Raw genomic sequence first — 12,722 nt, forward strand, 5'->3', positions numbered from 1 at the left:
ATGCCTTGTTTGTACTGAGTGCATTGACCAATCTGTACCTGGCGCGGCGACGATTGCGATGCCCGACATAGGATTGGTGCGCCTGATAAACCGCAACGGCGCACAAAACGGCTAGAAAACGGCCCATGTTGAGCCGAATACTGCCTGCAAACGCTCCTTATGATGAAAAACACAAACATATTGAATCGGCCGTGCTGGTTTGCATAACTTATTCAGACGTTCCTTAAGAGACTTTCCTGTCGTGCAGGCAACCATCCCATTAGACCGCTGAAGCTACCCACGCAAGGCAAACAGCACCGACGTCTGTTCTACGGCTCCTGGCTTTGAAACCGCACCACGACCTTCAACCCTGGACCATATTCCGCATCGAAAGCGACCTGCGCCTGGTGCAACTCGGCGATGCGCTGCACGATGGAGAGCCCCAGGCCGCTGCCTTCCTCTTCGTTGCCCACCACCCGATAGAAGCGATTGAAGACACGCTCGCGCAGCTCGGGATCAATGCCCGGACCGCTGTCGGCGACACTGACGATGACACCCTGGTGTGACTCGCTGACGCCGACATCGACGCGCCCGCCCGCGGGCGTGTATTTGACGGCATTGTCCACCAGGTTACGCAGCATGACGCGCACGGCTTCGGGCAATCCGCGAATCTGCCCGCGGCTGCCTTCCTCCAGCCCCAGATCGACTCCTTTGCGGATCGCATCCGGCGCGTACTCACCCACCACCTGCGCGGCCAGCGCGGCGAGATCGACGGCTTCGGTCTCTTTCTGGGTAACTTCGGGATCCAGTCGCGCCAGTGTGAGCAACTGCTCGACCAGACGGGTGCCGCGATCGACGTTGGTTACGATGTTGTCGATGGCGGTCATGCGCTCTTCGCGCTGCACGGCACCCTGCGCGACTTGCGCCTGCATCTTCAGCGCGGCGAGCGGCGTGCGCAATTCGTGCGCGGCATCGGCGGTGAAGCGGCGCTCGCTCTCCAAGGCGCGGCGCAACTGCGCAAGCAGGCCATTGATGGCCGCCACCAGCGGTGCGAGCTCTTTCGGCGCCGCGTTGTCGGGCAGCGGTTGCAGCTCGTGCGGCGAACGTGCGCCGACCTCCCTGGTCAACGCACGCAGCGGGCGCAGACCACCGCCCACCGCGAACCACAACACGATGGCCAACAGCGGCAGGGCGATGATCAGAGGGTAAAGCACCTGGAGACTGATTTTATTTACCAGCTCCTCGCGCACATCGTAGCGCTCGGCCACCTGAATGGCCGCAGCTTCCTTCGCGCCCGGCAGCGCGAACACCCGCCATGTCGCGCCATCGATATCACGGTCGGTGAAGCCGAACAGATCGCTCATCGGACGATCGGGCGCCGTTCCCGAGTGCAGCACCAGCGTCGGCCCGTTCCAGACCTGGAACATCACCTTCTTTTCGTAGGTATGGCCGAGGAAACTGTTATCGAGCTGGATTTGCTCGTGCTCGTCTTCTTCGAGTTCGTGCTGGGTGAGGGCCTGCAGCGTTCGCGCATACTGCGCGAGCTGTGCATCGAACAGTTCCTCTATTTCGTGCTGCGCGGCATAGTAGCTGGCGGTGGTGACCAGCACCCACACCAGCGAAAAGAGTGCGACGAGAATCAGCAGCAGGCGCAAGCGCAGCGAGCGCTTCACGCCCCTTTCTCCACCATGTAGCCCACACCGCGGATGGTGCGTATCAGGTTCGCACCGAACTTCTTGCGCAGATGGTGGATGTAGACCTCGACCGTGTTGCTGTCGACATCGGTGTTCCAACCGTAGAGTGCCTCTTCGAGACGCTCCCGCGACAACACGCGACCAGCGCTTTCGAGCAGCAGGCGCAGCAGCGTGAACTCCCGGGGTGAAAGATCGACCATTGTGCCATTCAACTCGACGGCGTGAGCCGCGGGGTCGAGGCGTATCGCCCCGTGCGCCAGGACGGGTGATCCGCGCCCGCCCTGGCGGCGCAGCAAGGCGCGGATTCGGGCGTTGAGTTCGGCGAGATCAAAGGGCTTGATCAGATAATCGTCAGCACCGGAATCGAGTCCCTGCACGCGATCCTCGACGGTGTCGCGCGCGGTAAGTATCAATACCGGCACGGTGTTGCCCCGGTCGCGGAGTTTACGCAGCAGTTCGAGTCCGCTGCAGCGCGGCAGGCCGAGGTCGAGCGCCACCAGATCGAACTGCTCAGCGATGAGCGCATGATCGGCAGTCATGCCGTCGCGCGCCCAGTCCACCGTAAAACCGTTCTGGTGCAGACCCGCCACCACGGCTTCGCCCAGCAGGCGATCATCCTCCACCAGCAGTAATCTCATGATGTTTCCCGCTTCAACAAAATCCGGGACGGCGCTGTGGCCATCCCGGATCGATTGTTCTGCAATTGCGCCGTGCTGACAACTCTTAAAGAACACGTTTCTTCACGTTAACGATCAGCTCGTCGATCTCTTTGTGACGGCCGCGGTCCGCAAGCTCGCGTGCGGGTCTGGGTGGTGCCTGCTGTGCCTTTTGCAGCGCCTTCAGGGCATCGTCGTACATGCCCTGCTCGTAGCGCAGTTCACCGAAGAAGAAGTTGGGATCGATGCCATCCGGATTGAGGGCCAGCGCTTTTTGCAGATACTCCTCCGCCTTTTTGTTGCTGCCAAATCCAAACGGCCACCCCGGCACTTTGTAGTACAGGGTACCGAGACTGGTATAGATCGAACCATTGAGCGCACTGGGATCGATCCTCTCGGCGGCGAGCAGCAGGTCGCGTGCCTTCTTCACCTCGTCGAGTGCACCCATCTTGGCCAATCCGCTGAGTGAACCGGCGTGGGAACTGAGCACGATCGACTCCCATACCAACGGTTCTGCGCGATTCGGGTAGCGCTCGCTCAGCGCGTGCGCCTGTTGGGCGAGCTGTTCGTAGGCGTCGGTCTGGCTCTGATCGCCGGTCTGATACTTGATCACCGCCCAGCGCTGTTGGATCTGCTCAACCTCGACCATCATGGGATCGGCAGCCATGGAGTTCCCGGCGCTGGTGAGCAGCATGCCAAGGAACAACCAGTTGACAAACGGAACGAAATTCAAACGTGACATAGCTACAACCCTCCTTTAGTGCGGGGTACTTGCCGGCCGCACGAACTGTGCGGCCTGCTGGTTCTTTTTACGCACGCCGCTGTCCACCAGGCGTGGCCACAGGGCATTGACGCGAACGAACAACTTCTCCGGCCAGCCGATGTAGGCCTCATCGCGCTCGGCGCGGATCGCCGCGACGATGGCGCGCGCCACGGTTTCGGGTTCGTCGAGACTCATCTTCACCACCTGCGCCATGCGATAGACGGCATCGGTGTTGAAACCGGTTTTTACTGCACGCGGCGCGATGTAGGTCACGCCAACACCGCAGCCCGCCAGTTCACGGCGCAGCGCTTCGGAAAATCCCCGCAGCGCGAACTTGGTGGCGGAGTAGGTAGCGAAGTAGGCGAATCCGATGGAGCCAAAGATCGAGCCGATATTGACGATGCGCCCGCGCTGCTGGGCCAGCATGCCGGGCAGCACGGCGCGCGCCAGTTGCATGGGCACCAGGGTGTTGAGCCGCAGCAGGCGCTCGGTCACCTGGGGATCCTCGGCGGCGAAGGACTCGAAGCTCATCGCTCCAGCCAGGTTGACGAGCAGATCGACACCGCCCAGCGCCTGGCGGGCGGCCTGCGCAACCTCGCTGGCAGCACCTTCGGAGAGCAGGTCGATGAACAGGTACCGGGCGTCGGCGCCCTGCTGGCGCAGCTCTTCTGCCAATCCGGCTCCGGCTTCGTCACGACCCACCATAAACAGACGGGCGCCAGCCGCGGCCAGTTGTCGAGCGACCGGGGTTCCGATACCACCGCCCGCGCCGGTCAAGAGAATGCGTACATTGTTGAGATCCATCGGTGTCTCCTTAATGGCTTTCCGCCTGCGCCAGACCGCGAAAGATATCGCCGTAGAGGCGGTACATGCGGCGCGCGCAGTGGATGATGGCCTGTTGGTCCTCGGCGTCGGTGATGCGATCCATCAGTGTGCGAAAGTGCTCCATGTGGCTGATATCCAGCGAGCCGTGCGAGGTAAGGTAGGTAAAGCATCGGGCGGGCAGGCCCAAACTCTTCTGCAGGGCGGCGGCAGCCTGGGTGGCCATGGCCACGCTGGTCCCCTCCAGCACCAGCACCATGCCAAAGAAACCGACCGGATTGGCGCGCAGCACCGTGTACCAGGCGTAGGCGACCATCTGCTCGGTGGCGAAGGCAGGTGCGCTGTTACGTACCGCGTCGGCGTCACCGCCGCTTGCGCGGATGTCCTCCAGGATCCATTCGTCGTGACCGATCTCCTCGCTGATGTACCCGGCGACAGCTTTGCGCAGCCAGTCGAGCCGGCGCGGCAGCCGTTCGCCACACGCCATCAGCAGCGGTGCGGTCTGGCCGACGTGGTGATAGGCCTCAGCGAGAAACGCTAGGTAGGTCGAATGATCGATGGTCCCTGCCACTCCGGCCTTCAGGATGGGGGTGGCGAGAAACGCGTTGCGTTCAGTTTCGGTGGCGGCCAGCAAGCGCTGGTAAAAACCCTCGGTCGCGGCGGGCTGATGCAAGACGGCGGTGGAACTCATACCTTCAGGACTCCAGTTTCACGAAAGACGCAGCCGCGCGTAACCCGCGGCGGCCTGCAAAAACTCCCAGGGGCGGTAGCGCGAGCGCGTCGTACACGCATCGCACAGCTCGGGATCGGAGGGGGTGGGTTCGCGCAGCACCAGGGCGTCACGAATTCCCAGGTTCGCCACGGTGCCCAGCGGGCGGCGGCGACGCACGTCGTTGAAGCAGTACTGATAACTGCCGTCGGCGGCGATGGCGAGATCGCTGTTGCGCGGCAGACAGCGGAAGCGGTTGGCACGCCACTGGCCGAGTACATCGCCCACCGAGGGGACGAAATCGTACTCCTGGCTATGCAGACCGTAGCGGCGGATCACCGGGCGCAGGTTGCGTGCTTCGCTTTCCTGACCCGACGCGGTACCGGCACGGTCGTAAAGCGTGGGCGACATGGTGAGCCGGTCGATGCCGTGCCCGCGCAGCCAGGCTATGGTCTCGGGCAGGGTGGCGATGCACTCGGCGAGCGGCGTGAGGCTCACGGCCAGCGATGTTCTTTGCAGTGTGCGCTGCGCCAGCACCAGATTCGCCATCACCCGCTGCTGATCGAGACCGGCATGGACACGGCCATAGATTCCGGGATCGGCACTGGAGAAGGAGACCACCAGCGTCCCGATAACCCCGTCCAGGGCGCGCAGGCGCTCGGCATCCAGCCACTCGCCGTTGCTGACCATATCCACCGGCACCTTTGCCTCCCGGGTCAGGGCGACAAAACGCTCGAACTGCGGATGCACGGTGGGTTCGCCGTAACCGGCAATCACGGCACGGAACACATCGCGGGGCGCGAGGCGGGCGAGCACCTGACGATAGGTCGCCTCGTCCATATGGCGCGGCCGGGTGATCGCATCGCGCGGACACATGACGCAGCGGGCGTTGCAGGCGCCGGTCCACTCGATATTCACGGCGATGCGGTAAGCGCTCACAGCCCCACCTCCGCCGGTACCAGCTTGGGGATGTGGGCAGCGCAGTTGGGCACCACCTGCTCGATGACGATCTCGATGACACGCGGGGCGCGGTCGAACCACAGCAGTGGCTCACCACGATCGTGGATCATCGCCCGGCCGTTGACGCGCAACCGCGCACCGTCGCTGAAATCGATGAACAGCAGGCCGACCTGCGGGTTGTCGAGGATGTTGCCCAGGCTCATGAAGGCCTGATTGCCTGCGAAGTCGGGGAAGGCGAGCCGCCGCGCATCGAGCACCCGCACCAGACCCGGACCACCGCCCTTGAAGGAGCAGTCGCAGTGGCCGCTGCGGTCGGCGGTAGCGAGAAAGAAGAAGGGGGCGGCCTCGATGCGGGCGTGATACTCGGCCGGGATGTGGTCCCACAACAGGCGCTCGCGGCGTGCGGCATCCCACACCTCGGGCCGGCCCCAGCGCTGCTGGGCCTGACGTTCCGCCGCGCTGAAGGCGTGTTGATAACTCCTGTCGCTCACAGGGCCACCCGTGCGCTGTCGTAGAGGGCGGCGACACGCTCACCGTAGACCTGAGCGATACCATCGCGACGCAATCGGCCGTTGGCGGTCGCCAGCTCGTTGGCCGTTGTGAAAGGCGCATCGGCAACCACCAGTTCGCGGATCTGCGCGTAGTCGGGCAAGCGGCGGTTGACTGCGGCCACGGCCGCCGCCAGGGTTTCGCTGACACCGGCTCGCGGCACCACCACCGCCACGTTGAACGGTCGCGCCTCGCCAAAGACCGCCGCCTGGGCGATGGCGGGTTGCGCGGTAAGCTCCGCCTCCACCCATTCCGGCGCCACGTTACGCCCGAAGGCGGTGATGAAGAGATGCTTTTTGCGCCCGGTGAGGTGCAGATAACCCTCCTCATCCAGAAAGCCCAGGTCGCCTGTCGGCCAGCAGTCGCCCGGGGCCTGCGGATCGTGCAGGTAGCCGTCGAACAGCGCCCCGCCCACCAGGATCTCGCCATCGTTCGCGATACGCACCCGCGCGTGGGGCAAAGGTTGTCCGACACTGCCGGGGCGTTGTGCGTCGGCACGGTTTAGCGCGACGACCGAGCCGCACTCGGACAGTCCGTAGCCCTCGTAGACCGGCAGGCCACAGTTGCGGGCGGATTTCAGCAGACGCAGTGAAACCGGGGCACCGCCCACGGCCAGATAGCACAGCCTCTCGGGGGTAGGTCCTGCGGCGGCGCGGGCGGCCACCAACGCCTGCAGCAATTGGGGGAGCGTGATGGCGGTGGTGGCAGCTGACGCCTGCAAACAGGTAAGGATGCGCTGCGGATCTACCCCGCTTGCCCCCTGCACACCGACGTGAGCCTGGCTGTAGAGCACCGCGCATCCGCCCGCCAGCAGTGGTGCATAGAGGCCGCCGATGTTCTCCAGCAACGTCGCCAGTGGCAACAGCGCGAGGTGACGATCTTCGGGACCGGCCTGGGTGGCGACCACCAGCGAGGCGGCGACCTGCTCCATGGTCTGCGCTTTGAGAAGAACGCCCTTGGGCGCTCCGGTCGTACCGGAGGTGTAGGTCACCTTGGCGATGTCCGACGGTAGCGTCACCTGCCGCTGCGTGAGCAAACCTGCAAGCGTGAACCTCCGCTTCGCCACCACCATTTCCCTCGACCCACTCGTTGGGTGGCCCGCACCAGGCAAGTGCCGGGTACGCTGCGGATCGTCGCTGATCAGCAGTTCGATACCGGCATCGGCCAGCACATGACGGATCTGGCGGTCGGAAAAAAAACCGGGCAGGGGGACAAGCGTGACGCCGGCCTGCAACGCGGCCAGATCCCACAGCGCCCAGGCAACGGAGTTGTCGGCCAACAGCGCAACCCTTTCGACACCTTGCGCCAACAGCCAGCGACCCAGTTCCGCGCTGCGCGCCGCGGCCGCGGCGTAGTCGAGTGAAATCTGCTCATCGATCAGCGCCAACGCAGCGGGTCGCTGCACGGCGCCGTCCTGCAGGGCTGCGATCACCCGGCTCATGCGCTGATGCTGCCGTTCATCGGCGCTGCGGGAAACGTGCCGTGGACCGCCGGTTGAGCCGTGCCGTGGCGCATCCCCAGTTCACGGGCGCTGCGCCACAGATCGCCAACCGGGTGCTCACGATGGGAGGCGCGCGCCTCGAGCAGCGCCGCCGCCTCGCCGAGATGACCGGCAATGACCTGGGGTCGCTCCTCGTAGTAGCGGCCCCAATCCGCCGCCGCAGCGCCCAGGCGGGCAGGATCGGCGGCACCCAGGAGTATCGGGGTCAGGCCCATCCGGGCCAAGGTGTTGCGCAGACTGCTGATGGCCGTACACACGACCCACTGATAACCGGCACTGTGCAGGTAAGTCGCCAGCGCGATCATCATATAGCGCACCTGACCGGGAGTTGGCGCGGCAAGACTGCCGATCTCGACCAGGGTGCCGCGTCCGACTCCGCCCGGCGGTCCCAGATAACTCTCCACGGGACCATCGAGATACTGTTCCAGAAACAGGGGAGCCTCGGCAGCACAGCGCAGGCCGGCAACCGCCGTCAGTTCCCCCGAAGCGCGGCGCAACGCCATCAGGCACTCCGGCAGTTCGTGAATCTGCGCCCGATAACGGTGCGCGAAGGCGCCGCGCACGTAGGACTCCGCCTCCCGGCGCTGCGGGCTGGCCCGATCCAGGCGGGTCAGGCTTACCGGAGGCGGCAGATCAGCGATGCGCGGTCTGTAAGCAGTGTTGGCGGCTGGCGGTCTGATCGTCGGGTGATCCATGGTTGCTGTCCGGGTGGAGGCCTCTCCCTCTCTGGAACCACAAATTACCGGGTGAAACTTAAGAAGCCCTTAAAACCACGATGGGAAAAAGGTGTCTCAGGTCACACTTTCTCATCGTGGACCGGGGGCCAGCGCCGCCTGAATCCGGCCGCACAAATACTCACACTGGGTTACTCTTACAGGTAAGCGGCACAATCCTCAGGGAGAAGACCTGAAGAGGTCTGTTGCGTGGTACCGGCGGCAACCGGGATTCGACGGGCTGATGAGATCAACGGCTGGATTTCGGATCACCGCAGCGCCACCCCCATGGCAACGGATCGGTTCAGCTATCCGTAAGCAATCCATCAAGCGAGAAAACCGATGACCGACACCGCACACGAAACCCCCGGAACGATGGATCCCAGCAAGCTGATGGAGAATTACTCCAAGATCGTCATGCAGTCGCAGCGCCTGATGAGCGAGTACCTCAAGCATCAGGTCAACGACGACCATTTCCAGATCCCCGATCCCGGCGTAATCTCCAAGGCGTTCATGGACATGGCCGCCCACCTGATGAACGATCCCGGCAAGTTGATGCAGGTGCAGATGGACTACTGGCACCAGTACATGAACCTCTGGCACTCCACCGCACGGCGCATCGCCGGCGAGGAGGTTGCACCGGTAGTACAGCCGCGCCCCGACGACAAGCGTTTCAAGGACGACGAATGGGCGGAAAACGTCGTCTTCGATTTCATAAAGCAGAGCTACCTGCTGACCGCGCACAGCATCCAGAATCTCTCGCACGATGTGAAAGGTCTGGAGCCCGCGACGGCCAAGAAGGTCGAGTTCTACACCCAGCAGTTCATCGATGCGTTGGCGCCGACCAACTTCGTGCACACCAATCCCAAGGTGTTGAAGGCGACCTTGGAATCGGGCGGCGAGAATCTGGTCAACGGGCTGGAAAACCTGCTCGAAGATCTGGAGCGCGGTAAAGGCAATCTGCGGGTCAAGATGACCGATCTCGAAGCGTTCGAACCCGGCGTCAACGTGGCGGTCACTCCCGGCAAGGTGATCTATCAGAACGACCTCATGCAGCTGCTGCAGTACACCCCCACCACCGAAACGGTGTTTCAAAGACCGTTGCTGATCGTCCCGCCCTGGATCAACAAGTTCTACATCCTCGATCTGCGCGACAAGAATTCGTTCATCAAATGGGCGGTGGACCAGGGGTTTACGGTCTTCGTCATCTCCTGGGTGAATCCCGACGAGTCGCTGGCCGAGAAACGCTTCGAAGACTATCTGCTGGAAGGCACGGTCGCGGCGCTCGATGCCATCGAACAGGCTACCGGGGAGAAAGAGGTCAACGCCGTCGGCTACTGCCTGGGTGGCACGCTGCTCGCCACCACCCTGGCTTATCTGGCCGCCAAGGGCGATAAGCGCCTCAAGAGCGGTACCTTTTTCACCACCATGCTCGATTTCACCGACGTGGGCGAACTGTCGGTGTTCGTCGATGAGGAGCAACTGCAGCTCATCGAGGACTACATGGACAAAAAGGGTTATCTGGAAGGCAGCCAGATGGCGACGGTGTTCAACCTGCTGCGCGCCAACGATCTGATCTGGTCTTTTGTCATCAACAACTATCTCATGGGCAAAGACCCGTTCCCCTTCGATCTGCTGTTCTGGAACTCGGACTCGACGCGCATGCCGCGCGCCATGCACAGTTTTTACCTGCGCAACATGTATCAGCACAACCGGCTCAAAGAGCCCGGGGGTATTGAACTCGACGGCGTACCCATCGATCTCGGCAAGATCAATGTTCCCACCTATTTCCTCTCCACGCGCGAAGACCACATCGCCCCCTGGAAATCGACCTATATGGGCGCCAGGCATCTCGGCGGCAAGGTCAGCTTCGTGCTCGGCGGGTCGGGGCATATCGCCGGCGTAATCAATCCGGCCACCTCGAAAAAGTATGGGCACTGTACGAGCGACTCGCTGCCGGCAACCGCCGACGAGTGGCTGGAGGGTGCGACCGAACAGGAGGGATCGTGGTGGACCCATTGGTTCGCGTGGGTCAAGCGCAAAGCAGGCAAACAGGTCGCGGCGCGCCAACCCGGCGATGGCAAACTCAAACCCATCGAGGATGCGCCTGGCAGTTACGTGAAGATTCGTATCGATAAATAGACGATGGCGCTCACCGGGAAACTGCTGCTGGCGCTGCTGCTCACCCTGATACTGGCGGCAGCGGCACTGGTAGCAGGTGGCCTTATCGCCAATCGCCTGCCTTGGAACGACGCCCCCGGAACCTGGCGGCGTCTCGTGACCTACCTGAGCAGCAATGTGGCGGAAACTTCCGAGGCCCCTGTTTTTGCGGAGCTGCGTTCCCGCGCGTACCGGAATAAACCTGCGATACTTTTCCAGGCAGTGGGATCGGCGGCGCAATCCCTGGGTTGGGAAATTGCCTCACGCAATCTGGAAGACGGCGAAATCGAATTGGTGATCACCAGCAAAGTGTGGCGCTTCAAGGATGATGTGCGGGTGCGCATAGTACAGCGCGACACCGAGAGTGTGGTGCACATCCGCTCGAGCTCGCGCATCGGTCGTGGCGATCTGGGCGCCAACACCCGGCACGTCCTGGATCTCTACGGGCAGCTGGAAACTGAATTGCGGTAGCCGGTTCCGCACGCCTCAACCCAGTAACAGCGCACGAATCTCATCGACGGCTTCTTCTGCAGCATCGACGATGGGCAGGAGCTGATCAGGTTCCAAACCCGTTCGGTCCCAGCAGATGCGATCGATGCGCTCGACGGTGCGCTCCGGTGTGAGCTCGGTACCTTGAACGTTGGTAACGCAGTTGGCCATATGCACCAAGGCCGCCTCCACCGGGTGGTTGAGCGCAAGCGCCGGCGCATGATGAAACTCAACGCACTCGCGCAAACGTTCCGGCAGCAGCCACACTTCCATCAGTCTGCCGGCCAACATGGCATGGTCGAAACCGAAAATCTTGCGCTCTGCCTCGAAGAGCTCCACCGGCTGCTCACGATCCATCACCAGTTCCAGCGCCACGCGCGATTGACCGGGGAAACGATTGAACAACACCAACTGACCGACATCGTGGAGCAACCCGGCGACGAAGGCGAAGTCGACATCGACATGTCGGCAGAGTCGTGTCAGCTCCCGCGTAACGATGCCGCACAAGATACTGTGGCTCCAGAAGTCATCCATGTCGTAGACGTCGTTTGGAATACCGGCGATTACTTTGCTCACAGTGGTCGCCAGCACGACTTCGACAATCTGACTTTTACCCAGCACCATCACCGCGCGTTCCACGGTTTCCACCTGCCGGCTCAACCCGTACATCGGGCTGTTGGCGATCTTCAGTACCCGCAGGGCGAGACCGGGGTCCTGGCCAAGCAGCTTGCCGATCTCCTGGCCGGTGGCGTTGGGATCCTCCAGCAGTTCACTGACACGCAGATAGAATTCGGGAAAGGAGACCAGTTCGTCGACCTCCCGCACCAGCTCTTCGATCCGGATGACGGTACCGTGATCTTTATCGGTGGTCACCTGGAGCCTCGCATAAACCCGTTACCCCTGTTCGGTGGTAGAAAACGTCCTCCGCCGTATTCCAAGTGGACTCTGGCGGAAAATCGCCGCGCCTGCTTTTCAAGCATTCATTCGGTCAGGTAGGCGCTGAACAGATAGCGAACCTCTTCGAGTGAATCTTCGATGGAGTAGGGCATAGCCTTGGCAAAAAGATCGAGCAGCACCAAGGCGTTGGCCGCCGCATCCTTCTGGCTGGCGCTGCGAATACGCTGCATCATCGACTGGTTAACCGCCTGCAGGTTACGGTAGAACTCGGCCAATCCATCGAGGTCAAGATCCGCGTTACCGCCGTGCAAGCGACGGAAATACTGGGCCAGCAGATACATCGATGCGGCACGATAGAGGGTCTCTTCCTCGGTGGCAAAGGGCAGGTGGTAACGGGCCATCGGTTTGAGAAACCGGGTATGGGGACAGCCTGACGTGGCACTGATCAATCCCATCACCGCGCTGATGCCGCGCTGTGCGGTGGTACGGTTGCGGATCGCGCGTTCGGCAGTGATGACCGTCACCTCCACCTCATCGTGAGAAAGCACTTCACGGCTGATATCTATCACACCCACCAGGCTTGCGGCGAACGGGCAGTGCGGCACCTTGTCAACCGTGAGTGGACAGTGAGTGCACTGCTCAAAATCGAGCCGCGTCCAGTCGGGAAGTTGGTCCGGCAAATGTCCCGTAAGCTGAATATGTTCGGGTTCAAGATGGAGAGCGATCTCGCGCATACTGTGGTCGGGCAACCGAAAGCAATAGCGAATCTCTATGGTTTGCATTGCCGAGACCTCGACCCTTGATACGCCTATGGAAACACAACCCGCAAG

Annotated in this window: 13 protein-coding genes; 2 read left to right on the forward strand and 11 right to left on the reverse strand. The window is 62.4% G+C overall.

Annotation, left to right across the window (positions count from 1 at the left end):
- Positions 1-308: 308 nt before the first annotated feature.
- The 9 genes from DWQ09_08175 to DWQ09_08215 form a co-directional block, all read right to left on the reverse strand.
- On the reverse strand, positions 309-1,652 hold the full coding sequence (locus DWQ09_08175; protein ID KAA3628108.1) for a two-component sensor histidine kinase: 1,344 nt from the start codon (positions 1,650-1,652) through the stop codon (positions 309-311).
- Positions 1,649-2,311 (reverse strand): response regulator, encoded by a 663-nt coding sequence (locus tag DWQ09_08180; protein KAA3628109.1) that lies wholly within the window; start codon positions 2,309-2,311, stop codon positions 1,649-1,651. The genes DWQ09_08175 and DWQ09_08180 overlap by 4 nt, the downstream gene beginning before the upstream one ends.
- 85 nt (positions 2,312-2,396) lie before the next feature.
- Entirely contained in the window at positions 2,397-3,071 is a 675-nt protein-coding gene (locus DWQ09_08185; protein ID KAA3628110.1) for a hypothetical protein, read from the reverse strand.
- Positions 3,072-3,086: 15 nt separating this feature from the next.
- Entirely contained in the window at positions 3,087-3,896 is an 810-nt protein-coding gene (locus tag DWQ09_08190) for a short chain dehydrogenase (GenBank protein KAA3628111.1), read from the reverse strand.
- Positions 3,897-3,906: 10 nt separating this feature from the next.
- Entirely contained in the window at positions 3,907-4,605 is a 699-nt protein-coding gene (locus DWQ09_08195; protein KAA3628112.1) for an iron-containing redox enzyme family protein, read from the reverse strand.
- Between the two features lie 18 nt (positions 4,606-4,623).
- Positions 4,624-5,562, reverse strand: coding sequence for a radical SAM protein (locus tag DWQ09_08200; protein KAA3628113.1), 939 nt, complete (start codon positions 5,560-5,562; stop codon positions 4,624-4,626).
- Positions 5,559-6,074, reverse strand: coding sequence for a pyridoxamine 5'-phosphate oxidase (locus DWQ09_08205; protein ID KAA3628114.1), 516 nt, complete (start codon positions 6,072-6,074; stop codon positions 5,559-5,561). The genes DWQ09_08200 and DWQ09_08205 overlap by 4 nt, the downstream gene beginning before the upstream one ends.
- Complete coding sequence (locus DWQ09_08210) at positions 6,071-7,573, reverse strand: long-chain acyl-CoA synthetase (GenBank protein KAA3628115.1); 1,503 nt, start codon at positions 7,571-7,573, stop codon at positions 6,071-6,073. The genes DWQ09_08205 and DWQ09_08210 overlap by 4 nt, the downstream gene beginning before the upstream one ends.
- Positions 7,570-8,328 carry a thermostable hemolysin gene (locus tag DWQ09_08215; GenBank protein KAA3628116.1) on the reverse strand — a complete coding sequence of 253 codons (759 nt, stop codon included), beginning with the start codon at positions 8,326-8,328 and terminating at the stop codon, positions 7,570-7,572. Before DWQ09_08215 ends, DWQ09_08210 begins: the two co-directional genes overlap by 4 nt.
- Positions 8,329-8,688: 360 nt before the next feature.
- On the opposite strand from DWQ09_08215, the gene phaC reads away from it, so the two are divergent.
- Positions 8,689-10,488: a class I poly(R)-hydroxyalkanoic acid synthase gene (phaC, locus tag DWQ09_08220; protein KAA3628117.1), complete on the forward strand. Its 1,800-nt coding sequence runs from the start codon at positions 8,689-8,691 to the stop codon at positions 10,486-10,488.
- 3 nt (positions 10,489-10,491) lie between these two features.
- On the forward strand, positions 10,492-10,977 hold the full coding sequence (locus DWQ09_08225; protein KAA3628118.1) for a DUF1499 domain-containing protein: 486 nt from the start codon (positions 10,492-10,494) through the stop codon (positions 10,975-10,977).
- A 15-nt stretch (positions 10,978-10,992) separates the two neighbouring features.
- Here the strand turns inward: DWQ09_08225 and DWQ09_08230 are convergent, their stop codons facing one another.
- The gene (locus DWQ09_08230) at positions 10,993-11,868 is read right to left on the reverse strand and encodes an HDOD domain-containing protein (protein ID KAA3628119.1); all 876 of its coding nucleotides are present in this window, start codon (positions 11,866-11,868) and stop codon (positions 10,993-10,995) included.
- 107 nt (positions 11,869-11,975) lie between these two features.
- Positions 11,976-12,674 carry a hypothetical protein gene (locus DWQ09_08235; GenBank protein KAA3628120.1) on the reverse strand — a complete coding sequence of 233 codons (699 nt, stop codon included), beginning with the start codon at positions 12,672-12,674 and terminating at the stop codon, positions 11,976-11,978.
- Positions 12,675-12,722 lie beyond the last annotated feature (48 nt).

It is taken from the genome of Pseudomonadota bacterium, assembly GCA_008501635.1.
Classification (GTDB): Bacteria; Pseudomonadota; Gammaproteobacteria; order QQUJ01; family QQUJ01; genus QQUJ01.

Excerpts from the sequence above, each read along its gene's own strand:
- DWQ09_08235 (KAA3628120.1), bottom strand. The coding sequence starts at position 12,674 with ATGCAAACCATAGAGATTCGCTATTGCTTTCGGTTGCCCGACCACAGT.
- DWQ09_08190 (KAA3628111.1), bottom strand. The coding sequence starts at position 3,896 with ATGGATCTCAACAATGTACGCATTCTCTTGACCGGCGCGGGCGGTGGT.
- DWQ09_08215 (KAA3628116.1), bottom strand. The coding sequence starts at position 8,328 with ATGGATCACCCGACGATCAGACCGCCAGCCGCCAACACTGCTTACAGA.
- DWQ09_08225 (KAA3628118.1), top strand. The coding sequence starts at position 10,492 with ATGGCGCTCACCGGGAAACTGCTGCTGGCGCTGCTGCTCACCCTGATA.
- DWQ09_08210 (KAA3628115.1), bottom strand. The coding sequence starts at position 7,573 with ATGAGCCGGGTGATCGCAGCCCTGCAGGACGGCGCCGTGCAGCGACCC.
- DWQ09_08180 (KAA3628109.1), bottom strand. The coding sequence starts at position 2,311 with ATGAGATTACTGCTGGTGGAGGATGATCGCCTGCTGGGCGAAGCCGTG.
- DWQ09_08195 (KAA3628112.1), bottom strand. The coding sequence starts at position 4,605 with ATGAGTTCCACCGCCGTCTTGCATCAGCCCGCCGCGACCGAGGGTTTT.
- DWQ09_08185 (KAA3628110.1), bottom strand. The coding sequence starts at position 3,071 with ATGTCACGTTTGAATTTCGTTCCGTTTGTCAACTGGTTGTTCCTTGGC.
- phaC (KAA3628117.1), top strand. The coding sequence starts at position 8,689 with ATGACCGACACCGCACACGAAACCCCCGGAACGATGGATCCCAGCAAG.